Annotated in this window: 23 protein-coding genes and 1 other annotated feature; of the genes, 8 read left to right on the top strand and 15 right to left on the bottom strand. The window is 40.7% G+C overall.

The window, feature by feature from the left end; genetic code table 11:
- The first annotated feature begins 134 nt into the window (after positions 1-134).
- A complete protein-coding gene (locus BXP28_RS11115; protein ID WP_023483262.1) occupies positions 135-485 on the top strand; it encodes a toprim domain-containing protein in 351 nt (116 codons plus the stop codon).
- 1 nt (position 486) lies between these two features.
- Here the strand turns inward: BXP28_RS11115 and BXP28_RS11120 are convergent, their stop codons facing one another.
- The 4 genes from BXP28_RS11120 to BXP28_RS11135 all read right to left on the bottom strand — a co-directional run bounded on the left by BXP28_RS11120 (position 487) and on the right by BXP28_RS11135 (position 4,402).
- Positions 487-1,128: an SCO family protein gene (locus tag BXP28_RS11120; RefSeq protein WP_023483261.1), complete on the bottom strand. Its 642-nt coding sequence runs from the start codon at positions 1,126-1,128 to the stop codon at positions 487-489.
- A 90-nt stretch (positions 1,129-1,218) separates the two neighbouring features.
- Complete coding sequence (gene cyoE / locus BXP28_RS11125; protein ID WP_023483260.1) at positions 1,219-2,187, bottom strand: heme o synthase; 969 nt, start codon at positions 2,185-2,187, stop codon at positions 1,219-1,221.
- A 202-nt stretch (positions 2,188-2,389) separates the two neighbouring features.
- Positions 2,390-3,583, bottom strand: a complete 1,194-nt coding sequence (locus tag BXP28_RS11130; RefSeq protein ID WP_023483259.1) for a methyl-accepting chemotaxis protein — start codon at positions 3,581-3,583, stop codon at positions 2,390-2,392.
- A 9-nt stretch (positions 3,584-3,592) separates the two neighbouring features.
- Entirely contained in the window at positions 3,593-4,402 is an 810-nt protein-coding gene (locus tag BXP28_RS11135; RefSeq protein WP_023483258.1) for a PDC sensor domain-containing protein, read from the bottom strand.
- Between the two features lie 604 nt (positions 4,403-5,006).
- On the opposite strand from BXP28_RS11135, the gene gerQ reads away from it, so the two are divergent.
- Positions 5,007-5,489: a spore coat protein GerQ gene (gene gerQ, locus BXP28_RS11145; protein WP_237089054.1), complete on the top strand. Its 483-nt coding sequence runs from the start codon at positions 5,007-5,009 to the stop codon at positions 5,487-5,489.
- Between the two features lie 107 nt (positions 5,490-5,596).
- Here gerQ and BXP28_RS22750 read toward each other — a convergent pair whose 3' ends face one another.
- Positions 5,597-5,752 carry a hypothetical protein gene (locus tag BXP28_RS22750; protein WP_155116366.1) on the bottom strand — a complete coding sequence of 52 codons (156 nt, stop codon included), beginning with the start codon at positions 5,750-5,752 and terminating at the stop codon, positions 5,597-5,599.
- A 141-nt stretch (positions 5,753-5,893) separates the two neighbouring features.
- Between BXP28_RS22750 and BXP28_RS11150 the strand changes: the two genes are divergently transcribed.
- Positions 5,894-6,877, top strand: coding sequence for a metal-dependent hydrolase (locus BXP28_RS11150; protein WP_036654885.1), 984 nt, complete (start codon positions 5,894-5,896; stop codon positions 6,875-6,877).
- A 136-nt stretch (positions 6,878-7,013) separates the two neighbouring features.
- Here BXP28_RS11150 and BXP28_RS11155 read toward each other — a convergent pair whose 3' ends face one another.
- Complete coding sequence (locus BXP28_RS11155; RefSeq protein WP_023483255.1) at positions 7,014-7,238, bottom strand: alpha/beta-type small acid-soluble spore protein; 225 nt, start codon at positions 7,236-7,238, stop codon at positions 7,014-7,016.
- Between the two features lie 126 nt (positions 7,239-7,364).
- On the opposite strand from BXP28_RS11155, the gene BXP28_RS24225 reads away from it, so the two are divergent.
- A complete protein-coding gene (locus BXP28_RS24225; protein WP_257125688.1) occupies positions 7,365-7,487 on the top strand; it encodes a hypothetical protein in 123 nt (40 codons plus the stop codon).
- 128 nt (positions 7,488-7,615) lie between these two features.
- Here BXP28_RS24225 and trpS read toward each other — a convergent pair whose 3' ends face one another.
- From trpS to BXP28_RS11175, 4 genes are all read right to left on the bottom strand, one after another.
- The gene (gene trpS, locus BXP28_RS11160; protein WP_036654887.1) at positions 7,616-8,602 is read right to left on the bottom strand and encodes a tryptophan--tRNA ligase; all 987 of its coding nucleotides are present in this window, start codon (positions 8,600-8,602) and stop codon (positions 7,616-7,618) included.
- 48 nt (positions 8,603-8,650) lie between these two features.
- Positions 8,651-8,911, bottom strand: a binding site (T-box leader).
- Between the two features lie 69 nt (positions 8,912-8,980).
- Entirely contained in the window at positions 8,981-10,399 is a 1,419-nt protein-coding gene (locus tag BXP28_RS11165; RefSeq protein WP_051427900.1) for a cobyrinic acid a,c-diamide synthase CobB, read from the bottom strand.
- A gap of 212 nt (positions 10,400-10,611) precedes the next feature.
- Positions 10,612-11,250, bottom strand: coding sequence for a ribonuclease H (rnhA, locus tag BXP28_RS11170; protein WP_036654889.1), 639 nt, complete (start codon positions 11,248-11,250; stop codon positions 10,612-10,614).
- Positions 11,251-11,844: 594 nt separating this feature from the next.
- Positions 11,845-12,159, bottom strand: a complete 315-nt coding sequence (locus BXP28_RS11175) for a hypothetical protein (RefSeq protein ID WP_036654891.1) — start codon at positions 12,157-12,159, stop codon at positions 11,845-11,847.
- Between the two features lie 450 nt (positions 12,160-12,609).
- On the opposite strand from BXP28_RS11175, the gene BXP28_RS11180 reads away from it, so the two are divergent.
- Positions 12,610-13,833, top strand: coding sequence for an IS256 family transposase (locus BXP28_RS11180; RefSeq protein WP_023483236.1), 1,224 nt, complete (start codon positions 12,610-12,612; stop codon positions 13,831-13,833).
- Between the two features lie 404 nt (positions 13,834-14,237).
- Here the strand turns inward: BXP28_RS11180 and BXP28_RS11185 are convergent, their stop codons facing one another.
- Positions 14,238-15,800, bottom strand: coding sequence for a M4 family metallopeptidase (locus BXP28_RS11185; RefSeq protein WP_036654894.1), 1,563 nt, complete (start codon positions 15,798-15,800; stop codon positions 14,238-14,240).
- 749 nt (positions 15,801-16,549) lie between these two features.
- Here BXP28_RS11185 and BXP28_RS11195 point away from each other — a divergent pair.
- From BXP28_RS11195 to BXP28_RS11205, 3 genes are all read left to right on the top strand, one after another.
- Positions 16,550-17,311 (top strand): RelA/SpoT-related domain-containing protein, encoded by a 762-nt coding sequence (locus BXP28_RS11195; RefSeq protein WP_023483533.1) that lies wholly within the window; start codon positions 16,550-16,552, stop codon positions 17,309-17,311.
- Between the two features lie 2 nt (positions 17,312-17,313).
- Positions 17,314-18,063, top strand: coding sequence for a Panacea domain-containing protein (locus tag BXP28_RS11200; RefSeq protein ID WP_023483534.1), 750 nt, complete (start codon positions 17,314-17,316; stop codon positions 18,061-18,063).
- A gap of 809 nt (positions 18,064-18,872) precedes the next feature.
- Positions 18,873-19,424 (top strand): hypothetical protein, encoded by a 552-nt coding sequence (locus BXP28_RS11205; protein WP_024094406.1) that lies wholly within the window; start codon positions 18,873-18,875, stop codon positions 19,422-19,424.
- A 201-nt stretch (positions 19,425-19,625) separates the two neighbouring features.
- On the opposite strand, the gene BXP28_RS11210 is transcribed toward BXP28_RS11205, so the two are convergent.
- The 4 genes from BXP28_RS11210 to BXP28_RS22760 form a co-directional block, all read right to left on the bottom strand.
- A complete protein-coding gene (locus BXP28_RS11210; RefSeq protein WP_024094407.1) occupies positions 19,626-20,108 on the bottom strand; it encodes a Panacea domain-containing protein in 483 nt (160 codons plus the stop codon).
- Positions 20,109-20,356: 248 nt separating this feature from the next.
- Positions 20,357-21,424, bottom strand: coding sequence for a helix-turn-helix domain-containing protein (locus BXP28_RS11215; RefSeq protein WP_051428031.1), 1,068 nt, complete (start codon positions 21,422-21,424; stop codon positions 20,357-20,359).
- 254 nt (positions 21,425-21,678) lie between these two features.
- Positions 21,679-24,342 (bottom strand): DEAD/DEAH box helicase, encoded by a 2,664-nt coding sequence (locus BXP28_RS24230; protein ID WP_077585045.1) that lies wholly within the window; start codon positions 24,340-24,342, stop codon positions 21,679-21,681.
- A 355-nt stretch (positions 24,343-24,697) separates the two neighbouring features.
- Positions 24,698-25,006: a hypothetical protein gene (locus BXP28_RS22760; RefSeq protein ID WP_144029596.1), complete on the bottom strand. Its 309-nt coding sequence runs from the start codon at positions 25,004-25,006 to the stop codon at positions 24,698-24,700.
- Between the last annotated feature and the right edge of the window lie 1,510 nt (positions 25,007-26,516).

The following is a 26,516-nucleotide window of genomic DNA, read 5'->3' on the forward strand; positions in this document are numbered from 1 at the left end:
AGTATGGTCATAGCCCCGTCAAGTAGACAGTAAAAAACGGGGCTATGACCGGTATTCGCAAAGCCGTTTTATCTTTTTTGCTTATTTAATCTATAATAAAGAGGCAATTATTTTTGCTAAATGAGGGTTGTCTTATGTCTATAGCCGTCATCGTGGAAGGAAAAAATGACCGTTCCCGGCTCAGACGTCTTCTTCTTCCTGAAGTTGACGTGTTATGTACGTTCGGTACACCCGGGGTTGAATCACTCGAAAAGCTAAAGAAACAAGTTCAGGGAAAAGAAATCTACATTTTCACTGATAATGATCCCTCAGGCAAAAAAATCCGCGGCCTGCTAAGAGAGCTCTTTCCTGACGCCTATCATCTATATACCCGGAAAGGATATGCAGGAGTTGAAGGAACACCGGAAAAATATTTGCTGCTCCAATTAGAAAAAGCAGGGCTGGAGGATGTATTGGTTTACCCCCCTGGCTTCCCTGCTTTCTGATCTATTTTTCTTTAGTAAGCGTCTTAATATCCCGTACTATCGCATCAATATCCAATTCATTCCTTGCTTCACCGCCAGGGGTGTAATTCGTTCTGACCATTCCTTTACGGTCTACCAGAAAAATGGTATTCGAATGTAAAAAGTATCCTTTTCCGTCACTCTCTATGGTCATATTAAGCTTTTTCATCATGTCTTTGACCTTCTCATGATCATCCCTTAAGAACCACCAGCCTGCTGGATCAGCCTGGTACCTTTTTGCATATTCCTTCAAAAACTCAGGTGTATCTCTTTCCGGGTCAAACGTAATGGAGAGCATCTTCACCTTATCTCCAAGCATATTTTTTTCTTTCAGCTGATTTTGAATCTTGCGCATCAAATCGTTTGTAACGGGACAGACGTCCGGACATTGACCGAAAAAGAAATAAACAAGATGAACGGTATCCTTCAAATCCTCTTTGCCCACCTTCTGCCCGTCCATCCGGGTAAATTCAAAAGAGGGCTCCTCCATCACCGGGTCTAGATGTTTGTCATTGGTACCGTTTCCATTGCTCACCCAAAGTTTATAGGCAAAGGAAGCAATGATGGACAGCAAAATAATAGTAATAGCCAGTTTAAACCAGTTTTTTTGCAAAAAAGCAGACATCTGTTTCAACTCCTGTTCCAGTCCAGGGAATAACCCTTACTTAATTTCAAAAAAAGATCCCATGAAATTACATGGGATCTTAGAGCGGCCTCAGAAAGGAAATACCGAGTCCACAACCATTAAAATAAACAGAATCGTCAAGTAGTTGATGGAGTAGACAAACATGCCCTTTGCCCATTTTTCATCGTCATCTGTTTTAAACCCTGTGTAAGCAAGGTAAGCCCAGATCAATCCCATAATGGAAGCTGCCATTAGATAAACCACACCTACTAAGTTCAAAGCGTACAGAGAGATGGATACAGGCCCCAAAAGGACAATATAACGCAACATGCTGATCTTGGTGGCATGAATACCCTTGACTACAGGCAGCAAAGGAACTCCTGCTGCCGCATACTCTTCCCTGCGGCGGATACCAAGTGCCCAGAAGTGGGGCGGCTGCCACAAAAAGAGGATACTGTAAAGCAATATGGCTCCCCAGTCAATTTGCTGGGATACGGCACAATATCCGATTAATGGAGGCATGGCACCTGCAAAGCTGCCTACGAATGTCCCCCAGACGGAGGTCCTTTTAAACCAAACCGTATATAGCCACACGTATACAAACAATCCTATAAATCCAAGCAAGGAACATAATGGACTGACGGCGTATAGAACACCTACACCGAGGATGCCAAGGACAATACCATAAATGAGCACAACCGAAGGTTGGATTTTACCGCTTGGCAGGGCCCTTTTCTGGGTTCTTGTCATTTTAGTATCCATATCCCGGTCTAAGTAATTATTTAAGACACAGCCTGAGGCCATGACTAAAACGGTTCCCACCAATGTCAGTAAGAGCTGCAGCCATTTGTTATCAAGCTCAAAAGCTGAAGTCGCAATCCAAAATCCACCAAAGGCGGCTATAGAATTAGAAAATAAAATTCCCGGTTTCGTTAAACGCACAAAGTCCCTCCAGGTTGCGGGACCTTGATCCGTCATAACGTCGGCTTCATCCACAGCCACGGCACCATGCTGCATTCCGATCTCGGAAGCTGCTTCGTAGCTTATCGGTTTTTCCAATTTAGTTACCCTCCCAGAAAAAAAACTTTCGCATCTAAGAATCTCTACAATCAACTATAGCAACGGAGATAATCTTTTACAACGAAAGAAGGGAGAAATTCATCATTTTGTCGAATATTTCTCCCGTTTTTTCGGTATTCCGGAGGGTCTACAGTGATAATTGTTACTGATTAATCATTGAATCAATTTCACAAAATCCATTTTACAATTTAAAGTTTTTGATTCGGTCTTTTAGCATTTCGCCTTCTAAGTATAGCTTTTCAGCCAATTCATGCAGTTTCTCCATCGAATGACTCTGCTCCTCAACCGAAGCTGATACCTCTTCTGCTGAAGCCGACGTCTCCTCTGTCAAAGACAAGATGGTTTGGGCGGCATCGGAGACTTCCTCCGTGCCTGAAGTCATACGCTCTATTTCATCGTTAATTCTGGTTATAGCCTTCAGCATTTCCCCGCTCAGCATAAAAATCGTTTCAAACGATTGTGCAGTTCCATTTACAGCTTCTGATCTCTCGTCTTCAATCCTATTAGCCTTGCCCATTTCTTTCACTGCTTTCCCGGCACTTTGGGCAAAGTTTTCAAGCATATCCTGTACAGTCGTTACCGCTTCAGAGGTTTGAGAAGCCAGTTTACGGACTTCCTGGGCCACAACGGCAAACCCTCGGCCGTGTTCCCCTGCACGCGCAGCTTCAATTCCTGCATTGAGGGCCAGTAAATTGGTCTGGGCTGCAATACCGTTGATTGTTTTCGTGATATCTCCTACCTTTTCCATGTTGACAATAAGCTCATCCAGGGTTCCGCTAACGGATTTCATAGTTTCCGAGGACTCGGCATTCTTCACATGCAGCTGGGTAATCTGATCCATTCCTTTATAAATGGAGTCTTCCACGGAGCGGGACATTTCCAAAACTTCTTCCCCGGATTTTTTGACTGTCTGGAATTGTCCGACAAGAGACTCTATCTGTAAATTGGAACGTTCGGCATCGGCTGCCTGCTGCACTGCCCCATTAGCCACTTCCTCAATAGCGCGGTTAATTTCCTGGCCTGTTGTAAGTGATTTGGCCGAGATCTCCTTTACCTCGACGACGGACTGATCTACTTTGGCAGTTGCTTCCCCTACTGACCGAATCATGCCTCTCAGCTCGTCGATCATGACATTGAAGCTTTCCGTGAGAAGGCTGACCTCATCTTTTCTCTTGGATGAAGGAAGTTTTTTGCTTAAGTTGCCATTCGCCACCTGCTGGACTCCTGCGACAAGCTGGGCAAGCTGCTTAGTATAATATCCGATAACAAAGAAACTGAGAACGGCAACCCCTACAACCATTGCGGCTGATAGAAGAACAAGAAGAAGCATGGATCGTGAAAGTTCTCCGTACAGCTCCTCATATGAATAAACCACGCCAAGTTTCTATCCGGTTAGAGAGTTGGTTCCATGGAAAATAATCTGTCTTTCTCCTTGGTCATTATTCTCATTCCGGCCTTTATCATTCTCTTTAACCGAATTCCAATAAACATCATCTTTCACATTCTCTCCGGCACGGGTAGGATGTGCAAGAAGTGTCCCGTTCCGGTCTGCGATAAAGGGGCTGCCTTTCTCCAGTTGCAAAGTCTCTTTGGAAATCATCTTATTCATATTTTTGAGCGAAATATCCATTCCTACAACACCGCGGACTTGTCCGTTCTCAACAATAGCCTTGGATAATGTCAGGACTGTTTCACCTGTTACCTGATCTGGGTAAGGGTCCGACCAAAGAATCTGATCGGGTTTTGCTGCGGCCGATGTATACCAGGAAGAATTTGTTACATCATCATAATTCCCTTCTGATTTCGGATAATCATACATCTGCCCATTAGGTAAAGCCACATAAATAACAAGTGATTCCCCGGACTCTTTTATTTGCTTGAACAGATTGACAAGTCTGGAGGCAGCCGCCTCCTGGGCTGCTTTATCCCCTTTTCCTCCAACGACAGTGAGCATATCATCCGCCCCGGAAAGCATATTTATAGAGGTACTGGCTTTGTCCGCAACGGCGTTTATCATGTTATCCAATTCGTGAATAAGGATCTGGGATCTCTCTTCTGTCGAATCCTGAATGCTTTTATTTAGCTTATAAGCATTGTAACCTTGTACCACTGTACCGAAAACCACAAACAGAATACAAAAAAACAAAGCCAGTTTTCCTTTAATCGAGTGCAAAAAAGTCACTTTTCCTCCCATTGATTTCTCCCCTTTATTCTTTTAAAGTTATCTGCTTTCTTTTATCTTTTTTCGACATTTTTGTCCAAAAAATGAAGCTAAAAAAATGGATGGCCTGTGGAGGAAAATGATGGAGGAATTGATGATTGGGCCGATAACTCAGGGGGTATTCGATTTCACCTATATAGGATCGGGATAAAGAAGAAAATAGCGGCATGTCATTTTTATTTTTTTGGGACTGACACTAAAACCGCCCAGTCTTCATACATATTAAAAGGGACTGCGCCTAGAAAGCGTAAAATAAAACGGTGTATGGCCAGGAAGGGAGGAGGAACACCTTACATGTCGGTAATCAAAGCAAACAGCCCATGATCAAAAGCCGCTGGCCCGTTTAATGAGATGGAAAGCCAAAGGGAAGGGGAATCTGGCATGCTCCAGGGGGATATTTCCCGCCCGTCACCAATTCTCTCTGGTTTTCCGCCCTTCCGGGGATTATCTGGATATTTGCTACAAACAGAAAAAATCGGACCGTTACAAAAAAACATTGTTTCTTTCTCCGACTCCTGAAGATTGTCCCTGGGTCTTATTAATTTTATAAAATTGCTGAAAGATAAGGAGGAATCTGTTGCATGGCTTACAAAGGAAGCTCGCCTTACGGGTATTATCAACAAGGTTATCAAGGGGCCGCCCCCAGCAAGGATACCCTACATATCCGCCCGGTTTTACCGGCTATGGACAGCCGGGAGCTGCTGCTCAGCAAACACCCCTGGCTCCGGCCGGGATGGGAGTTCCTTCCCAGGTTTCGGCCGGGATGGGGGTCACTCCTCAAGGAATTGTCCCCCAACTGCCCATGGAAGAGTCTTTTATTGAAAATATTTTGCGGTTAAACCTTGGTAAAGTTGCCACCATCTACATGACATTTGAAAATAATTCAGAATGGAACGCCAAGGTATTTCAGGGAGTACTTGAAGCCGCAGGCCGTGACCATATCATTATCAGCGATCCAAAAACGGGTATGAGATATTTGCTGCTAATGGTAAATCTTGATTACATTACATTTACTGAACCGCTTAATTATTATTATCCGGGTTATAAAACCCGGAAGTAAGTTTTAAAGGCCCTGCGGGGCCTTTTTGTTTTTTTCGTCTAAAGCACCTTAAAATGCCAAATGTGAAGCTTGGACAAGCCTCCCTTAACCCAGCCCTCCAGCTTTCCCTATTCAGGATGTGAAGGAGCCTTACGTTCTTTTTTCATGGTTTCAAATTCTTCAAGAGAGACGTTATCCCACAATTCAACAAACAATAAAGGCTGATCCGTCCCTTCCATCCATGTAATCCCATGTTTTTCCGTCTGTATTTTCATAAAGTACATATAATGTTCACAAAACTCTTCTAATATTTTGTATTCTATAAAAACTTTGTATATTTTTGGCCTCCCGCTGATTTAAATTGTCAGGGAAAATGGTAAACTATAGAATGAGCTAAAGGACACGTATGTTAGGAGGAAATGTATTTGGATACGGGAACTCACCTAGTTATAGGCTTTGGCCTTGCCGGCCTCTCACTCATTGATCCTATAGTCGCAAAAGACTCCACGATAATGACCGCAGTGTTTATTGGAACGGTTCTTGGCTCCCAAGCTCCCGACAGCGATACACTGCTAAGATGTAAAGATAATGCCGCTTATATCCGGAATCATCGGGGAATCACTCACTCCCTTCCTTTTCTAGCTATATGGACCCTGCTGATCACTGGAGTTCTGGCTTTGGTCTTCCGGGGGCTTCCCCTGTTTCACGTAGGAATGTGGGTTTTTATAGCGGTAGCTTTTCATGTATTTACCGACTGTTTTAATACTTATGGAACACAAGCATTCAGGCCTTTCACTCATAAATGGATCTCATGGAACATTATACACATTTTTGATCCATTTATCTTTGCCAGCCATGTTCTATGTATCCTGCTCTGGTCTTTCCATCTGGTGCCCCCCGAGATTGTATTTCCGGTGCTCTATGGAATTATTGCCCTGTATTATGTCTGGCGGACGGTTGTACATTCCAGGCTTGAGAAGGGACTCTCAAGGCAGGATCCCGATTATCAGAACGGAGATCAATACCTGTTGATTCCAACATACAGTCTATATGCCTGGAACATAGTGAAAACAAGAGCGGACGGGACTTATGTACTTGGAGATTTAAGAAATAACCGTTTGCGCTGGGTAGACGTGGTTATCTGTGATAATCATCCTGCTGTTGAGGCTTCCAAAACTAATACAGATATTGAGGCACTGCTGCACTTTTCCTCTTATACGTGTGCAGCTGTCTCGCAACATCCTTGGGGTTATGAAGTCAGATGGACTGATGTCCGCTATCGCCATCGTAAGCAGTATCCTTTTGTAGCCGTTCTGCTCATGGATCATGATTACCGTCATTTAAATTCTTATGTAGGATGGCTAAGTGAAACCAAGCTCGAAAAAAGACTGAATTTAAATAGCCATTAAAGAGAGCAACTTTAAAAGTTGTTCTTCTTTAATGGCTTCCTGCGGCTGCTGTTAAGGCAAAAGCCCAAGGGACATTTCCCTTGAGCTTTCTATTGCATCGGACATAAAAACTTATGGATAGGTAAGGGTCTTACGATTAACGAAATTGACCTGCTAGGGATTGCTCGGCAATTTGTACCAGGCGGCGGGTGATATTTCCCCCGATTGCTCCAGTGTCACGAGTTGCCATGTAGCCATAATATCCATCTTGAGGAATTTGAATACCCAGTTCTTGAGCTACTTCATATTTCAGCTGCTCAAGAGCTTGGTTAGCTTGTGGTACTACGAGTACATTACTGCTGCGAGATTGTCCTGTTCCCATATGAGGATCAGACTCCTTTCGGTAAGCTTATTAGTCTTTGATGTAGTTGCAAGCTTGCAAAGATAGTATGTGAAGGAGTTTAAATTATATACACACATTTTAAAAACTTTGAAAGGTCGTGAAACTATGCCGCGATGGATAGCCCTTTTATTCGCTGTCGGAGGTACCGTATTATTGGGGGCAGTAGGTGTATGTGTCAGTTTGAAGGAGCTGTGGCTGGCCGTTTCCCTGAAAGTGGCAAGTGCATAACGTATATTTTACGTAGTCTCAAAAGTACTTAAAAGAGTTAGACAGAGAAGTGGATAGGATTATGGGAAAAGAAAAAAGGGCCCTGGTTTCGGGCACTTTTTTCTTAAGAAGAAGGCACCTTATTTCTCTCAGAGAGGAAGAATATAGCCCATTTTCTCTTTGACTTCATTTAAGGTTAGTTCCGCCGTTTCAGAAGCTTTCTCTGCTCCCTTCTTCAATACATCAAAGATATAGCCGGATTCCCGGATCTCCCGGTAGCGCTGCTGAATAGGTTCGAAAGTCGAGACCACAGCCTCTGCCAGATCTTTTTTGAAAGCTCCATATCCTTGCCCTTCATATTTAGCTTCTAAATCAGCCAGGGTTAAATCCGAACAATGTGTATAAATGCTCATCAAGTTACTGATTTCAGATTTTTGCACCGGATCAAATCTGACTTCTCTGCCTGAATCCGTAACTGCACGGCTGATTTTTTTGCGTATTACAGAAGGTTCGTCCAGCATCGTAATAAAGCTGTTTTTATTTGGATTGCTCTTGCTCATTTTTTTGGAAGCATCATCGAGAGACATAATCCGCCCCCCTACCTCCGGAATATAAGGATCGGGCATACGAAAAGTCTCCCCAAAGCGATTGTTGAAACGTGCGGCTAGGTCCCGAGTCAGTTCCAGATGCTGCTTTTGATCCTCTCCTACCGGAATCAGATCAGCATTATAAAGTAAAATATCAGCTGCCATCAAGGACGGATAAGTAAATAATCCGGCTCCAACCGTCTCCTTCCCTGCAGATTTGTCTTTAAATTGGGTCATCCTTTCGAGTTCACCCATATAAGTTATCGTTGTTAAAATCCAACCCAGTTCGACATGGGCAGGTACATGGGACTGAAGGAATACACAAGCCTTGTCCGCATCCAGTCCCGCGGCCAGGTAAAGGGCCACAGCTGATTCGGTCTGTTCCCTTAAGGCAGCCGGGTCCTGAGGAACAGTAATGGCATGATGATCCACCACCATAAAATAACAGTCGTATTGTTCCTGCATTTTCACATAATTGCGTAGTGCTCCGATATAATTGCCAAGAGTAAGCTGCCCGCTAGGTTGCATCCCCGATAAAACTCGTTTCATCTACAAAACCCCCATCTTTAAATAGAATATAAAAAAGCTCTTCGTCTGGAAAGGGACGAAAAGCCGTGGTACCACCCTAATTTATCTTTAACCTGGACACCTGGTTGTATGCCGGTTAACAGACCTTATATCTCCGGTAACGGGGAGGATAACGCTGCAGGATACTAAAAAGCGGCCGTAAACAGTCTGCTTTCGTTCCCCTGCAGAGCTTAAGGATCCATTCAGTTCGTCCGTCCATCCGATTCCCACCAACCATCGGCTCTCTGAGCAGACTGACAACGACCTACTACTTCCTATCAAAGCTTTGTGATCTTATTTTGTATTATTATCACCGCTTTCACATCAAAAAGTCAACCTTTCGCCTCAGACCTTTACCGCCTATGCCTTGGACCGGTTTTCTACCCTTTCCCTGTTCTTTTCAAAACGCCTGCAAAGTCCAAGCCATCTTGGTACAATCTCTTCATTAGATGCAAAATGCATATGGGTATATCCCGCAAATAAAGACTGAAGACGTACTCCCTCCGGAGAAAATTCGCCTCCCTTGCCTTTAACTTTAACATTTGGCGTCCATTCAGCCCCCTCTTCAACATGAAGGGTTGAATAATGGAATTCATGCCCTTTCGCCGTTTCCCCTTCAGGCAGAAGCTCGTGTTGGCCCCAGCCGCTTATTTCCCTGTATCCCAAGGCAGCCAGACGATTCTGCATGATTACTTTAGCGGGCAGAAGTCCTACCATTGGGTAAGAATCTCCCTGGGTATTCACAATTTCTTTGGCCAAATACATATAACCTCCACACTCGGCGATCGTAGGCATGCCTGAAAGAATACCTTTACGTATTGACCTCATCGTGACAACATTCCCGGCAAGAGTAATTGCGAATTCTTCGGGATAACCTCCTCCCAAAATTAAACCGCTTGCCTCTGCTGGTACGGGTTCGTTATTCAACGGAGAAAAATACACGCATTTTGCCCCGTATGCTTCCAGAAGTTCCAGATTCTCGGGGTAATAAAAATGGAAAGCGGCATCCTTGGCTACGGCAATAACCAACCCTTCTCCTACCTGCGGCTTTGGTGCATACAGGTGTATCCGGTCATTTCGGTCGGTGTTGACTGGTGCAGACTCACTTAGGGAAAGAAGCCGGTCCATATCAAGTCCAAGCTCCATACAATCCGCAAGCTTTCCAAACAACGGGGCCAATTCGCCTCTTTCTACCGAAGGAATCAATCCGAGGTGCCGTTCCGGTATACAAACCTCTTCCTCCCTGGTCATATAACCCACTACGGGTACCCCGCATTCTTTCTCCACTGCTTTTTTGACAAGTTGGTAATGCCCCTTGCTTCCAACATGATTGGCAAATACTGCAGCTATGTTCACACCGGGTTCCAGCAGTTGAAATCCTTTGACAATAGCAGCAGCACTCCGGGCCATGCTCCGGCAATTTATAACGAGCAAAACCGGACAATCCAGCAATAACGATACCTCTGCCGAGCTTCCCTCATTGGATAGAGGATCTCTTCCGTCGTAAAAGCCCATGACCCCTTCTATGATACTGATGTCCGCATCGGAGGAAGCGTGGACAAAAATTTCCTGAACCGCATCCTTGCCGGCCATCCAACCGTCCAAATTCCGGGAAAGACGGCCCGTAACCGCAGTGTGATAAGTAGGATCAATATAATCCGGTCCGCACTTAAAGCCCTGGACCTTCAGCCCTCTTCTCTTAAGAGCGGCCATTATTCCTAAAGTGACCGTTGTTTTCCCAACGCCGCTTCCCGTTCCGGCAATCATCAGTTTTTTCATATATTGTCCCCCTCTTTTCTTCTGTTTTATTGTAGAGGGATCCATTTAAATTTGTAAAATAGAGGGATCACATGATGAAAGTAAAATTATTAAGTGACACTCCAAGAAGGACTTGGTAAAATCATACTGCTACTCTATAACAAAGGAGCAAATCCCATGATAGAACAGGAATTCTGGCAAGGAACTCCGGTAAAAAAGGTGACCGGGGAGAGTTACTTCCTGCCAAAATCTGCTTTGATTTCCCCCCACCTTTTCGTATCCCATTTGAGTAACGGATTGCTATAAGAGTTGGTTTTTAACCAGATCAAAGCCCGGTCAACCAAAGTCCAGATTTCCTTTGTGGATTCGTCCCGTACCAGATTGGTCGATATCTCTTTCCTTTTTACCCAGCTTAAAGCAGTCCGGGAATCTGAATAGATAGTTTTATTGCTTCCTTTTTGTTTCAGATAGGCCAGAGCATGAACTATTGCAAGAAACTCTCCAAGATTGTTTGTTCCCTTGGCAATAGGCCCATGGTAGAATAAAATCTCCCCGGTTCTTGTATCCACTCCTTTATACTCAACAATTCCGGGATTTCCGGAGCAGCCAACATCTACCGAAACACTGTCATAGTCTATTTCGGCAGCCGCTTCTGCAGAAGCAGAAGCGGCTGATTTAGTCTTCCCAGAGAAATCCAGGGATTTTTTCCATCCTCTTTCAAAAGCTGCTCTTGCCTCCTGCTCATTTTCGTAAGATTTAAATTTAGCCTGAGGATACCCCTGGGTTTGTTTTTGGCATTCCGTCCAAGTCGAATAAATCCCTGGAATCCGGCCTTCCCATACTACATAATATTTGGTTTTATTTTTGGCCATAGCTGGTCTCATTCCTTTGTTTTTCATTCATTTTAATCATCGATCATATTATCTTTATACGGGCATAATGTAATGTCTCTTCCGCGGTACGGATAACCGCTTCTGCATATAATGGCCACGGAATTTCCCAGTTTCCTGTTCTCGGGGGTTCTTCCCTGACGCTCTTCCAGCAGAGTCCATCAGATAATTCTTTCCCGGCCCGCCGCTTGGATAAGTTTGGGCCCAAGCTGATAACTTAGATGGCTGTAGCGGATAACAAACACTCGGTCCTCCCCTTTCTCTTTGGTCAACATTGTATCACAATCACAAAAAAACCGTTAGAAGACGGAGACAGCATGCTTCTGATCAAAATAGCTCCAAGATACTGATTTCAAGAAAAAAAGCGCCCATGATCTCGTCTTGACCGCTTTCCCGGACAGTCAATATTCCAATTTCTAATCAAGCCAGGTTAGCCATATTGTAGTTAGACTCAAACTATTTTGCAAATGCAACATCTTTATCAATAGTTCATTATCTAGCGGTATTACTGGATTTTCCGCTTTTTATACTGAGATTTTTTTAACTCTAAATAACGTATTTTACTTAACTGCGTGGTCAAAATGTGGTCATTGTTGTCGGTAAAAGGAGGGGAATTTTCAAAGATGACAGCCTCTCCTTTTTATTTGTTTTGATGTATAAAGGATGTTCTTTTAAAGCATCATCATACCCAATATGGTAAGAAGTATAACAAACAATAACACCTTTCTGGATATATAAATCTTCAATCTCCACTAATTTGGTCAGTTCTGATTCAGGTAGAACTTCCCACAGGTGATTTAGGATTAGAGACAATCTTCCATGTAAATGATTATCTTTTAATTCACACTGTTCTAACACCTTCAATAAACGATCATTTATTTCCATTAGCATGAGATCAACCCCTTAATGTAGTATATATATTACATTCAATTGCTTTGCTTAGATTTATTTACTTGAACAAAACCGTTTTCAAAACATCGGACAACCATTTTGATGTTTGGTTATTTTTCTAAGATAAGTAATGTCCCTCCCTATTGTATAAGTATGGTTTACACGTCCATTACTTCCTCCACTTTTAGTTAAATTAATGGTTAGAACACCGCTTTCAAATCATTCACTCAAACTTATGTACTAGGTGAATATTTTCACAATCCATCATGCATCACTCCCTTTCTTTTCTATTTTTATTATAAATTTAGTGTCTCTAATAATGCAAAGATCAGTTGAGTCCGTATAATTGTGTAAAAAGCTAGGTTCCAAAAAATGAAAGGAGCCATATTCATAGCCCTCAGTTAGAATAATGTTGGGACACAAAATTCTAAATATACGAGGTGTTATGAAATGGCTCAATACCAGATTAACGTAGATTCGCAGCTTTTGCATCAACTATTTTTGGGAAATTCTCAGGATGCGGGTGTAGCCAAGCTGCTCGAGTCTGTACTGAACCAAGTCTTACAAGCACAGGTGAGTGAACAAGTGGAAGCAGATCGTTATGAACGAACAGAGAATCGAAAAGCGTACCGGAATGGATCGTATCCACATGGGCTGCATACGCGGGTGGGAACCATTACACTAAGTGTTCCGCGCATCCGTGGCGGGAAGTTCACGACAGAGCTCTTTAGTCGTTACCAGAGAAGTGAACAAGCGTTAATCTTAGCGATGATGGAAATGGTCGTAAACGGCGTCTCTACGCGTAAAGTCTCGCAAGTAACCGAAGAACTCTGCGGAACCGAGTTTTCTAAATCCACTGTTTCAGACCTTTGTAAGCGGCTGGATCCCATCGTAACTGCTTGGAATAATCGAAGCCTGGCAGACAGCCTCTTTCCGTTTGTTCTCGTAGATGCGATGTATCTCAAGGTCCGTGAAGACGGTCGTGTACGCTCACGAGGCATCATGATTGCCATTGGTGTAAACACCGAGGGCTATCGTGAAGTCCTTGGCCTGATGCTGGGTGACACAGAATCTGAAGCAAGCTGGAGTGAGTTTTTCAGCTCTCTAAAAGGACGTGGATTACGAGGTGTGGATCTCATTACCTCCGACGATCATGGCGGCCTTGTACGCGCGGTACGGCAGCAGCTGCAAGGGGTAACATGGCAGCGATGCCAGACTCACTTCACGCGAAATGTATTAGAAGCCTCACCCAAAGCCTTGAAGGATGAGATCCATGGCCGTCTACGGTCGATTCTAGATGCTCCTGATACTGGAACGGCAAGGTTTTTATTAAAACAGACCTTAGCGGCTTATGAAGATAAGGCGGGTAAGGCGATGGGCGTGCTGGAAAGCGGATTTGACGATGCTACCGCCGTCTTAATGCTGCCAGAGCGTTACCGAAAACGGCTGCGCACGACAAATAGCGTTGAGCGTCTCAACGAAGAGGTTAGACGCCGGGAACGTGTCATTCGCATCTTCCCAAACCGTGAATCCGTGATTCGTCTTATTGGTGCTCTATTGATGGAACAGGATGAAAAATGGGCAGCCGGCAAGAAATATCTCGACATGACCGAGTACATGGAATGGCGGAAGGATCGGCCAAAGTCCGATGCCAAAGTGACTCGCATTATGTAGCACAGTCTAGCTGAGGGAATTTACACACAAATTTGGACTTGATCCAAAGATCAATATATACCATAACACGAACAAAACAGACAAATATCGAAACATTTAGTTTCTGCTTTTACCACAATATGTATAAATATGAAAGGAATCATCAAGGTTATTCCCGATTTATTCCACCTCCTTAAGGACATTTAACCATTTCATCTTAGCATTCAGTTTTAGGATATATTTTCCACTTGTAAAATGGAATGGGGTTATGCTACTTTTTTATTAGAATCGTTGGTTTTCCTACTAACTTTCTTGCATTTTTTCTCGATGGCTTCCGGTAAGTTGGGGCCCAATATCATCCATGAAAAAGATCACGTTGGCAAAATTACTCCATCGTGATCTTTTATTATTAGAATTTTTCGCAATTACTGAACCCCAACAGCATCATAGGCTTTATTTACTGATTTAGCCTCATTTGAATTATCTCCAAATAAATCTTTTGCTGCTTGTATAGCTGCAACCCTCATAGTTGAGAAATTAGCATATGGTGTCAAATAATGAGTAAGTGCATGGTAATATATTTCGACTGCTTCATCCCTACCTATGCCAGACACTGTTACCCCTCTATGAGTTCCTCCTTCTGCGAGCAAATAGAAGGCTTTGTTATTAATTCCACTGTTGATATGGACTCCTCCATTATCAAATGGACCTGTGTACAGATCCTCGTACGAATCCGGTTGATCATAACGTGTTGGGTCTTGCATGGAACGAAAAGCTTCTCCTTTTACCGACACATCTTCTCCTATTAGCCATCCTTTGTTTTTGATAGAGTTGCCCATAATATCGGATATAGATTCATTAAGCGCCCCAGGTTCATTTCGATATTCTAAATTTGCCGTATACTGGGTAACGCCATGAGTTAATTCATGACCAATTACACCTAAATCTGAAGAGAATGCCCGAAAGTTAACTCCATCACCATCTCCATAAGCAATTTGTTCCCCATTCCAAAAAGCATTATTGTAATTCAAGCCTAAATGAACTGTTGATTTAATCTGCATTCCTTCGCCATCTAGGCTATCTCTGTTAAATTTGTGTTTGTAGAAATCATAAACCTTTTCAGCATAGGCATGAGCGTCCACAGCAGCTGCATCTGTCCAATTATTATTGTTTCTACTGGTTACAAGAAATCCCGGAAGGAAATATGAGTTAAGTGCTGTGTATGTTTTTATACCGTTACCACGCGTCGTATCATAGAGTTGAAACTGAGCTCCAACTTGTTTGGTTTCAAATGTTTTTGTGTCGCCCAAAACACCCGTTCCTGTTCCTGTAGCCTGTTCTAGTAGGCTATATTTGTTCACGATACTACCATCCTTTGCATTGATAAAATAACGTGTACGAAAAGGTTTGGGATCAATTGTATTCATTTCTGTCATATAGACTAACCACGCCTTGCCTTGATGCAAATATACATAGATATCAGCTTTGGGATCCGTTGCAGGTTTGCCAATATTTCCGATTTGGTTTTCAGCGTCTTTTTGTGCGACTTGAATAGCATCAGTTGGACTTATTTGGGGCTTAGCCTCTACTGGCAAAAAGCTTTGATGTTGGCTTGGGAGCAGATTACCAAGTAAACAGGTGATTTTCCCTTTTTTATTTATATGAATGGTTTGTTCAGCGCCATACACGGGAATGTCATGTATATATTGTTTCAGTTTGTAATGAACCGTTCCTGCTTTAGGATGAGTTTCCTTCTTGATAATACGGAGTTGATTCCGAAGTTCACCAGAACTAATATCCAGTTCCTTTTCTTTGTTAAGAAGAAACTCCCAAATTATTTCCTCTTCAGGCGTTCCAGGCGTAGGTTCCCAACTTTCAGCAGCAATAACTTTAGCAGGTAATTCATCGCCTGGCTCTGCTGCTCCAGCGCTTAAGGAAGTCCCTATAAGAAAGAACCCCGCTAAAAATGTCAGTAGTAGTTTTTTCACTTAATCCTCTCCCTAAAAGTTTTTTTAACCAAAATGAATCCCATTGAAATAATTAACAAGAAATTACATTATGCTATGTCAGAATGCCAAAAACTGTTCGGGCTTTTCACACAAAAATAAGATCACGAAGGCAACTTTACGTCTGCCTTCGTGATCTTTTTACTTTAAAGATCCCTACCACCATATAGAACGTGAAATAATGACCAATAGAATAAACAAGACTAAAATAGCTGATGTACTTGTGAATCCTCCGTAACCTCCACATGAAGCTCCATTTCCGTATACTTGGCCCACTCATAACACTCCTTTCCTTTAGGCTCAATATCATTGTATGATAAGATCTAGGTACTGATTGGACTGTTTGAGCCTCTTTTAGAAAAGGGCTGTGACTTGTAAGGCGGCGTAAGATATGCTACTTTATATAGGAATTGTTGGTTTCCCATCGAACATTTTCATAATGGCTCTTTGGGGAGCTATTTCTTTGTACATTAAGCCGCGAGCGCCTAGGAAGTTAATTTTGGCGCTTTTTTTGTATTTCGATTCAACTCCAGTTGTAAAAACATAAAGAGGTTGCAGTAAGAGAATCCGTGGGTTCTGGCCTGCGCATTTTTCAAAAAACATAGAAATTTTTGTTAAATATTTCGCTAATTTAGAAGGAGTTCTATTGAGGCGTGTAGAAGTGTTTTATAAGTTTAAGATATCGAAGATAGCTTAAACCTTAATTAATTATTATGCTAGAGTCCTAACTGATGGCTAAAGAGCAGCAAAAGAGTACGGGCAAAAGTACAACAATTGTTTGGTGGTGGTTAAAAAGGATGGATTTCAGTCAGCGGTTAGGAACTATTATAAGCATTGATTACAAACCTATAATACACTTGATAACTGAAATTAGTGATATACATGGAGAATTCTCAAATGAATATTTAAAAGAATGTAGAAACCGGTTAATAAATATGAAGAAACAGTTGGTTAGGGATACCTTTGAAGATGGACTTAATATTGTCAAAGAGGATTTTTATTCTTTAGTCCAAAATTATCATGAGATGCTTAGAGCCTTCATTGTTGAAACTGAATTGGAATATGATTATGCCGATTTGCATTTGCGCATGAGAGTGAAACAAATGGAATCAATAATGCATAAATTGATTTTTTATAAGACAGGAAAAAAAGAGGAAGGGAAAGTTCCAATAAACAAGTGTTTGAATGATTTATTGGGAATCAGAATATTAATTGGCGGATTTGACTACAATTGTAATAAATTCAATGACTTGTATCAAAAAATAAAGTCGACTCATAAAATAAAAATAGAAAATAGATCCATTGAGGGTTATCGAGGTACTCATATTTATTTTTATGTTAATAATCAAGCTTTTCCTTGGGAACTTCAAATATGGAATAAAGCGCATGAGAAGGAAAATGAACAATTACATAAAACACATAAAAGTAAACGCGAGTACATAAAATGGCCTAATACATATAAAAATTCAAAAGAACATGAAGGAGGTGTTTGAACATGGCATTTCACTTTGTAGCAATAATGAGTAACTATGTAAAAGGAATGCGTATCGGCTGGCATTATGCTTCAGAGGGGAAACTTGACAAAGCTTTGATAAAGCAATTTATGAGTAGAGTCGAGGAAAAATATAGTGATGCTCAATTAGGCATTCACAAAATTGCTACAGATTCTGTTACTTGGCGATCAGTCGTAGAAAAAGATTCATTTTTCGAGGATGTTTTTGTAACGACTGATATAGAAAAATTTGTTAGGCTTATAGCAGAAGATCAGGAATTAAAGGCCTATGATGTAGCTAAATTTATAGTATCCACTGTACAAGTATCACATTTAAAATTGCAGAAGCTGTTATACTATGTATATGCAGATTTTTTACTGGCTACAGGCAAAAAGTTATTCAAAGAACCAATTGTAGCATTTGAATACGGCCCAGTGGTAGAAGAGGTTTTTCATAAATATAAGGTTCATGGTTCTTCTGAAATTGATTATAAAGAAGATGAGTATTTTTGTATTTATACGGATGAATTCGCCGTTACACCTTCTTTCATGAGAGTAGCATCTTCTGAGCATGGTATTTATGCGGTTGGATTCATATTAAAGGTCCTAGATAAATACGAGTCATATTCAGCAGGAGAACTTGTTAAAAAAACACATCAAGTAGGAGGCCCTTGGAAAAGGGTTTATGTAAAAGGAATGAATTATGAAATTACGGATGAATTGATCAAGAGATACCATAAATTTGTTCAGTAGCAGGCACCTACCTGGTGCAACGTGGATTTGAATCGTGTAGAAAGAGTCTTGAGGAAGCACCTCAAGGCTCTTTTTTCCGTTTCTAAAAACACAAACGATCTGGTCGCAAAAATTAGCTCTTAATTGGAGAATGGTTGCAAAATCATAAAGAGGTGCTTGTAGGTAGCAGAAAAGGTGTCTTATTAGACAAAAGGGCTATTCTTGGACTGGGGTAAAATCGAAAGTCTTACCGTAGAGGAATCGGTATGGTTTATACAAATAACCTGTGGAATAAAAAATAGGCCGTCACGGCATCGCTTTTGTGTCCAATCCCGGATGTTAAGCGAAAAACCGTGCGGCCTATTTCCTGCTTGCCAGAAGTACCACCCTACGACGAAGAATTCCGTCCTGGACTCAAAGGGGAAGTCTAAGGGTGGTGATACCATAATATGCTGACAATGTATGGTTGATGCATGAAAAGTCCGTCATAAAAAACAACGGATTCTCCTTGGTAACTACCTGGTTGCAAAAACACGGGTTTTTGGGTGAGATGGTTGCAAAGAGCTTTTGTCAAGACATATGTTAAGTTTTAATTGAAAATTTATAAACAAACAATTCATTTCTACCATTTACACCCACCTACTTTAAGCAGGTTAAATCTTGTCAGCAGAGATAAAGTATGTTACCATTCTATTTGTGAAGGTGAAGGTGCGCATGGACATTTTCCAATGTTCATAAAAAGAGATCCACGAAGGTAAATAATTACCAACGTGGCTCTCTTTTTCTTTAGGGGAATGTTCGTAAGATTCATAGAAGAAAGGATGCACGGTATGCTGAAAAAAATATTTTGGACTTTATTGATTCTTATTTTGCTTATTATCCTTATTGGAGCAGGCATTTATTGGTACGTGAAACCCCAAAAAGAGCTGGACCTTCGTTATCAGGACATTTTTCTGAAATCTAAAATAATAGATATGGTCAAAGATTTAAACACAGAACTTGTATTATCAAGTGATGAAATTAACCAATTGGCAAAAAAGGAGATTGCAAAACTTCCGAATGTAAGACCTGATGTCAGAATAACCGGGGCTGATTTCAAGCTGAACGGAAATGAACTGGAAGGAGACATTAATCTGCTCTATAAAGATACTATTCCCGCAGGTATAAATATCTGGTATACAATGGAATGGCAAGACGGTACTTTAAAACTCATTCCTAAAGACGCAAAAATTCGCAGCATTCATCTTCCGCTAAGTTCTGTTAAACTCCCGTCTATGTCCATCGGACCGAATGGCCATCTTCTGGAATTCGTTAAGGTAAAGCATGTTACGTTTGAGAACCAGGGTATAAAAATCACGTTCAAATTAAATAAACTGTTTTAACCATAGTTAAATTAGAACAGGCAGGACTTCCGTCCTGTCGACAGTCTGAGAGCCTTGAGGTACTTCCTCAAAGGCTCTTTCTGTAATGGTGCTTTACCATCCATATTGTACTTAAGTAAGGTTTCTACTGGTTGCAAAAACAAGGGTTTTTGGGTGAGATGGTTGCAAAGAGCTTTTGTCAAGAGTTTTTTTAATCTTTCTTTAGCAATTTCTCAAGAGTCCAACATAATAACTACGAATATCTTCATCATCAATAACATTTCTTGAAGATTCATACGGCTGTAACCGGTTCCTAGCATTTTTCCAAGGATCTTCTTGACGTGTTAAATACTCTAATTGGCTACCATCCAGATGTCCGTATGATTCGTATACTTCTTCAATTATTTCCCTTACTCGTTCATTTTTCATAATGGAATTTGGGTAATTGATTTCCTGAGGTATCTCTTGCCAACCATATTCTCGATATTCAGTATACAGTTGAGGATTCACAGGTCCATGAACCCAAGCCTCAAAATTGTCATCAAACAACTTTTTCTCATAAATAGCAAGATAAAAAGAGTAGGCATAGTAGCATAGCTTTTGCAACTTTTTTGGAGTCATTGATTCCAAGCGAAGAAATGCTTTTGCCACATCATGGACGGTTGGTTCCTGAATTGTTTTTGCTCTTTCTTCTGTTTGTATCATTTTCACTCATCTTCTTGAAGAAAAAATTTTTTTCATGGATTACCACCACTTACTCATTTACCCTTCCCACCTCTTTATGCTTTTGCAACCATTCTGCTATAATGTACCCGTTTTTGCAACCAGATCGCTTGTGTCAAAGAACAATAAAAACTGCAATGGAACTTCATAAGATGTATTCATACTTCTGTAGCTTAGGAATAGATGAGAGGGGATATAGGGGAAGTACAATAATATGGATAGTACGGTGGTTAAGTTGAAAATATGCCTTGCCAGTATATCCAGCAGGGCATATTCTTAATTTTATGATTCACTAAAGCTTCAATTGCTTGTTTAAGTGCTGAAGGCTCTTCGAAAGGTAGTTCATTTCCTCCATCTAAAGGTTCCTTAATTAATTGATTATTTTTCGCTAATTTCTTTCTTATATAAATATGCTGATGTTCACTGAGGATACCTAACGAGTTAGCCCTATATGCCATAGCTTGAATGGATACTTTCCAACGCTTTTTTAATGAGATAAAATGTTCGATTGACGTTGATACTATCTCGCTACCGAAACTGGGAGCAGGTAATAAAAATGCGCTCGCAAATCGATGATCCTCTTTTTCTATTAGCTTGTAGTTTTCTTTTTTATTAAACTCGCTTTTTTTTAATTTCGAATGCAATATGAGGTGACCAAGTTCATGGGCAATATCGAATCTAGACCTTGAAGATGTTTTATCGTTGCTTAAAAGAACATATGGCCGCTCATCTGGCTCCCAAATCGAACAAGCATCGATTTTATATGAAGAAGAAGGAGCCCGAGATACAATGATGCCAGCTTTTTCTAAAAGCAACACCACATTACTGATTGAGCCATTCCCCAAATTCCAGAGTTTGCGAACTTCCATAGCAATCTGATCGATCTCTTCAAAAGGGGTTGGGTAATATTCTTGTCTTGTTATAAACTGCGGAACATTCAATTTTGGAAAATTGAAATATTGTTCCAGGTATTTATGAATTTCCTTAATCCAACTAATCTTATGAAGATGGATGTTCTTTGATTTTCGAGTAGCCATTGCCATACTTCTAAAATAAATGACACCATCAACTTTCTTAGGATAACTTTTATAAAAGTAGGTGACAGGAACATGTAATGCATCAGAAAGCTTCTCAAGTGTATCATGATTCGGGGTAGCTTTTTCTTTTTCATATTTAGATATTGCCTGATGTGATATTTCAACGATGTTCGCTAGATCCGTTAAAGTAAACCCCCTAGCTTCTCTGGCCTCAATAAGACGATCAGGAATAAACTTGGAAAAGCGATTACTTGCCTCCAAGATCCTCCACCTCTTTTGTGAAATTTTTAAAATCAATCAATGTACTTGGAAATGTTTCCTTGCTTTATTGTAGGATAAAAGCAAACAAAAAACCAGCCAAGTGACTGGTTCGTATGGCCGCTGATTAATGGGTTCAGCGAGCCGAAACCTTTGTTAGTCCTCTACTGTAAGTAAAGGAGCAATTTAGATACCTTGTTAATGTGAAACGGCTTTCGTTGATTAACCGTTTATCAATCATCTTCCAATCTCAAATGTTATCTTATTGAAGTCAAGACTTCATTTCTACTTCTTATTTCTATTGGCTCCAAAACTTTAAATTCATTTAAAATCTCCTCGTATAGGTTATCTTTGTATTTAGGGATACTGATTGTAACAATAACAGCATAGTCAATTCTGTCAATACTTCCATTTCTCCCAATTCCATGAAGAACCAAAAATGGATTTTCCAACGAAGATGCTCTCATGTTTTTCCATCTTTTTACCACTGTATCCCATTTTAGTTCGTTTCTTTTTTCTGATTCAGTTTTGTATTTTGTGGTATCAGCGGATTTAGGCAGTAATGATTGTTGGTATCCATTAGATAAAAATTCTTGAATTTTATCTTTATCTTCAACAATATGAAAAGTTTCAATTTTACAATCTTTTTTAGTGAAATTGTATTTTTTATCATGTGGATAGAAGGTGTCCTCAATTGTAGATTCAGTGTAATCTTCTACATGTAAAGCATTTGCCTTAGATAAAGTTGCAATTGTCCATGAAAAATTCACATTAGAAGTTATTGAACTATTTAAAGGCAACGGTATCGGAAGCTTTGCCATACCTGTAGGATTCATTGAATTAGTATATATAATATTTACGTGATTTTTGTCACACTTTAAAATTTCATCAACACTTTGATCAATAATTCCATAACCAATACTATTATCTACTCTGTTCGGGTTCTGAGCTGTATGTATTAATAATGCCCTAGCTACTAGTGGTGTAAATCGGCTACACCTTCCTAAAATTTCTGCTGCCTTACTTGATATAATTGGAGCCGAATAACTTGTGCCAGCAGAAAGCAATTTCTCTTTAGAATCTGAAGAATTTATAAGGTGAATAGGATATCGACTATCTCCTCCAAAAGCGCAGACGTCAGGCTTTACCTTGCATCCCTCTCTTCCATCACCAATACAACTGTAGCTAGCTCTGATTCGTTCAGCAGTATCATAATTAAAAGTATACGCCCCTACACCTAATCCATTAACTAAATCTGCTGGAGCCTGTACCCTGTTATAAGGTGAAGGTGCTTCTCCATCATTCCCAACAGCCACAACAAAAAGTTTCTGGTAATTCCAAGCTAATGTATCCAATGCATATGTAAATCTTGAAATTTCATCATCAAATATTGGACCTGTTGGTCCAAATGATAAATTATAAACATCAATGTCATGTCTATTTGGAACAACTTGTTCTATAAATTCAATGGCTTCGTATAGATCAAAATCTTTCGGATCACTTAAAGGCAGTACTCGAAAACTTTCAACAAACAAAACTGGGTCATCTAAATGCGAATTTGCTTCATATTGATTTAAATCTCCGTATAAAACGACCCCGGCCACCGCTGTCTTATCAGGATGAATCCGCTCCTGCTCAGCAGGCCGTTCAAAGAAAAAGCGGGGGTTTTGGATCATATATTGGTCCAACGGATTACTGCTGGCAACCAGAATGGTCAATGAGCTTTCCTGGCGGCAGCCGGCCCGGCCGGATTGCTGCCAAGTGCTTCCAATGGTACCGGGATAGCCATTCAACACGCAAGCTTGCAACTGGCCAATATCGATTCCGAGCTCCAGTGCGTTTGTGCTTACCACACCCCGGATTTCCCCTGTACGAAGTCCCCGTTCAATTTCCCTGCGCTGCTTCGGCAGGTAGCCGCCCCTATAGCCCCGGATCGTCTTATTGCCCAACTCATGCCTGACTGATTCCTGCAGATAGGTAAGCAAAATTTCCACGCGCACTCTGCTTCTCGCAAACACAATGGTCTGAATGCCATTACGCAGGAGGGTGCCTGCAAGCTTTCTTGTTTCAAGAACGGAGCTGCGGCGAATGCCAAGCGCCTGATTGACCACAGGTGGATTATAAAAAACGAAATGTTTCATCCCTGCTGGCGCCCCGTTATTGTCTATCAGGGAAATTTTCTCTCCGATCAGTTTTTCCGCATGCTCTTTTGGGTTGGCAATGGTGGCGGAAGCACAGATAAATTGCGGATTTGAACCGTAAAATTTACATATCCGCTTCAGCCTGCGTATAACATTAGCCATATGGCTGCCGAATACTCCCCTGTAGGAGTGAACCTCGTCAATGACGATAAACTCCAAATTTTTGAAAAGTTTTGCCCATTTTGTATGATGGGGAAGAATAGCCGAATGAAGCATGTCAGGGTTAGTCACCACAATATGACCGGCATTGCGGATTACTTGTCGTACGTTTGGCGGGGTATCTCCGTCATACGTATGTGTTTTAAGGTCCACCCCCATAAAGCCGACGAGTCCTTGCAGTTCCGAGACCTGATCCTGAGCCAATGCTTTTGTAGGGAATAAATATAACGCACGTGTACTTTCATTCTCCAATACGCGCTGGATTACAGGCAAATTGTAGCAAAGCGTTTTTCCCGAAGCGGTAGGGGTCACTGTTACCACATGTTTTCCAGCCGCAACTTCGCGGAAAGATGCTGCCTGATGCGTATAAAGTTGATGAATTTGTTTATGTTGTAAAGCATCCCTCAGTTCCGGGCGAAGCGAATCTGGGAAACTTTCTGTCTTGGCTTCGCGTAGAGGGATGGTATGCCAATAACTAACTTGCGCCATAATCTCAGGCGTCTTGCGAATCACTTCAATCATTTCTTCAATGGAGGAAACTTTGCCTGTCAATCGGTTCATGGCCAAACTCCTTAATACAATCCTGTTTCCTTCCATTCTACAGAATATACGTTCGCCAAACAACCTGAATATGAGTGAATTATCAACCTTGTATATTTTCCGGCGCATCCGTATGGGCTTAGCCGCTCCGGCGAAATTAGAATTCGGAATAATCATCAAAACCATAATGTAATACCTTTAACGTATTGTTACAAAATCGCGCTAAATCAAGGTTTTTCTTTTTTTCATTAACGGAAAATTACGCTGATTCATGACCTTGCGTTACCTTTTTGTTACTCTTAAATTAAAGAAGAGACTTAGGTAGAAGGCTCTTCTTCTTGATTAACCAACTAATGTAAATCCTATAAGTCTTTGTTTAAATGACAGATTGTACTTCGTCTACTTTGCTTTGAAAGCCCATTTCCTTTACGACGGTAAGATAGATCTCCGTTAATATTGCATCATCAATAATGACATCCATTTTTGTTAGTTTATTGACTTCCTCCCTTGAGACACCTTTCTCAAGATGCCCATTCCTTTTGTTTTCCAATCTTCTGGAAAGTCTACATCTAGCTCTCTCCTCCAACCGCCGATAACTCTCCAGGATCATTTCATAATCCGGATTATCATTGTCCGTTAGAATACACAATTTTGATAAGTCAACTTGCTTTTTAATCTGACTCACCTCTTGTTTATTTTAGTTTCATGATATTGCGAATTCGCTCTAGGAAGTTTTGAACGAATAACCTTCAAATAAATCGTTTCAAAATACCCAAAATTCGTTCTAAGTAAATAATTTCCTTCCCTATTGTTATTTGCTTACACGTTCATTCCTTCCCTCACTTCTAATGCTATTGTTAAAATTCAATTCCTCTATTAATTATGGATAAAATATGAAATAAATCGTTTGCAAAAAATGCCCAATCAAACAACTGTTCTTATATGTATGACTATGTAACCAAATTCACTTTTCATTATTTGCTCACTTCCTTTCTTTTCCTACTTCTATTATAGAAATTATTTTCTCATTGTTTCAACGCGCAAAATAAGACATTTCGTGCATATATTTAAAATAAAATGCAAAAAAGAATGTACCTGTTTTATTCATATATTTTCACTCTTTTACAATTGTTATATTTACCTGAATTCGGCTTTTTCCCATAATGCTCGTTTTTGCAAGCGGTTTTAAATTTTATGTGAAATAGATAATTTCGTATTGCCTGTTCCATATTTAGGATGTAAACTGGTGTTGGTTATATTTTGTCCAACTACATAAAAGGAAAAATATTGATATGTATCTTCTAGCTTTTCTTTGTTCTCCACTCGCTGTTTTTTTCTGGAAAGCCAGGACAGGGAATACTGAGCATAATCCTGACTATGCTTGGATGGTTCCGGGGATAGTCCATGCTGTGATTATTGTGAAAGATGAAATGTTAAAGCAGGTTAAATTAATGAATAGAATGAACATGAGACAGTGAAGCCCTTCGGGGCTTTTTATTTTGCACAAAAATAACCTGCCGCAAAGACAAGTGTTATCTCTCTTCCCCAAAAAAATTATGTAAAAACAAAAACAACGAGCAACAATAACCAATAAAATAAACAGGACTAAAATGGTTCCCGTATTCGTGAATAAACCTCCGTAACATGAACCGCCGTATCCTCCACAAGATGATTTATGGTGAATCCGAGTACATTTCGTCCCCAATTCGTCCCCCAATATCTTTATCCAGCAAACCCTAATTTGAAGCGAATATAGTAATTAGTTTCTTTTTAATTGTGTTAGAATTTTCGTTGTTTTCTTTAAACTGTAAAAAAACAGAGACCCTCTGCCGATATATTAGTGAGTCTCATTGGGGGTGGATGGAGCAGATACGTAAAAAAAATTAGTAAACTTTTTCAAAATACACGTACCAAGAAAGGATGATATTTATAAATTAAAGTTGTTTGCTGAGAAAGCTTAAGTTTAAGTAGTATTGAGAATAGTCACCAAAGTTTGGAATTCCTCTTAAGCGATTTTTGGTCGATTCAAAAATGTCACAGAAAGTTTCTCCGCATGGAACTTATCGGATAGATCAAAGCGAGTAGGGTATTTGTAACTTCGATGAGACTTGGATTCATGGGTTCTGATGATAAGGTCGAACTATTGGTGAAATGGCATGGTATAAAAGCTGTTTTTAATGTCACAAACCCTGAAC

The organism is Paenibacillus larvae subsp. larvae (assembly GCF_002003265.1).
Classification (GTDB): Bacteria; Bacillota; Bacilli; order Paenibacillales; family NBRC-103111; genus Paenibacillus_H; species Paenibacillus_H larvae.

Excerpts from the sequence above, each read along its gene's own strand:
- BXP28_RS11115 (WP_023483262.1), top strand. The coding sequence starts at position 135 with ATGTCTATAGCCGTCATCGTGGAAGGAAAAAATGACCGTTCCCGGCTC.
- BXP28_RS11120 (WP_023483261.1), bottom strand. The coding sequence starts at position 1,128 with ATGTCTGCTTTTTTGCAAAAAAACTGGTTTAAACTGGCTATTACTATT.
- BXP28_RS11135 (WP_023483258.1), bottom strand. The coding sequence starts at position 4,402 with ATGGGAGGAAAAGTGACTTTTTTGCACTCGATTAAAGGAAAACTGGCT.
- BXP28_RS22750 (WP_155116366.1), bottom strand. The coding sequence starts at position 5,752 with ATGTACTTTATGAAAATACAGACGGAAAAACATGGGATTACATGGATG.
- BXP28_RS11155 (WP_023483255.1), bottom strand. The coding sequence starts at position 7,238 with ATGGGAACAGGACAATCTCGCAGCAGTAATGTACTCGTAGTACCACAA.
- BXP28_RS24225 (WP_257125688.1), top strand. The coding sequence starts at position 7,365 with ATGCCGCGATGGATAGCCCTTTTATTCGCTGTCGGAGGTACCGTATTA.
- trpS (WP_036654887.1), bottom strand. The coding sequence starts at position 8,602 with ATGAAACGAGTTTTATCGGGGATGCAACCTAGCGGGCAGCTTACTCTT.
- BXP28_RS11165 (WP_051427900.1), bottom strand. The coding sequence starts at position 10,399 with ATGAAAAAACTGATGATTGCCGGAACGGGAAGCGGCGTTGGGAAAACA.
- rnhA (WP_036654889.1), bottom strand. The coding sequence starts at position 11,250 with ATGGCCAAAAATAAAACCAAATATTATGTAGTATGGGAAGGCCGGATT.
- BXP28_RS11175 (WP_036654891.1), bottom strand. The coding sequence starts at position 12,159 with ATGCTAATGGAAATAAATGATCGTTTATTGAAGGTGTTAGAACAGTGT.
- BXP28_RS11180 (WP_023483236.1), top strand. The coding sequence starts at position 12,610 with ATGGCTCAATACCAGATTAACGTAGATTCGCAGCTTTTGCATCAACTA.
- BXP28_RS11195 (WP_023483533.1), top strand. The coding sequence starts at position 16,550 with ATGGCTAAAGAGCAGCAAAAGAGTACGGGCAAAAGTACAACAATTGTT.
- BXP28_RS11200 (WP_023483534.1), top strand. The coding sequence starts at position 17,314 with ATGGCATTTCACTTTGTAGCAATAATGAGTAACTATGTAAAAGGAATG.
- BXP28_RS11205 (WP_024094406.1), top strand. The coding sequence starts at position 18,873 with ATGCTGAAAAAAATATTTTGGACTTTATTGATTCTTATTTTGCTTATT.
- BXP28_RS11210 (WP_024094407.1), bottom strand. The coding sequence starts at position 20,108 with ATGATACAAACAGAAGAAAGAGCAAAAACAATTCAGGAACCAACCGTC.
- BXP28_RS24230 (WP_077585045.1), bottom strand. The coding sequence starts at position 24,342 with ATGAACCGATTGACAGGCAAAGTTTCCTCCATTGAAGAAATGATTGAA.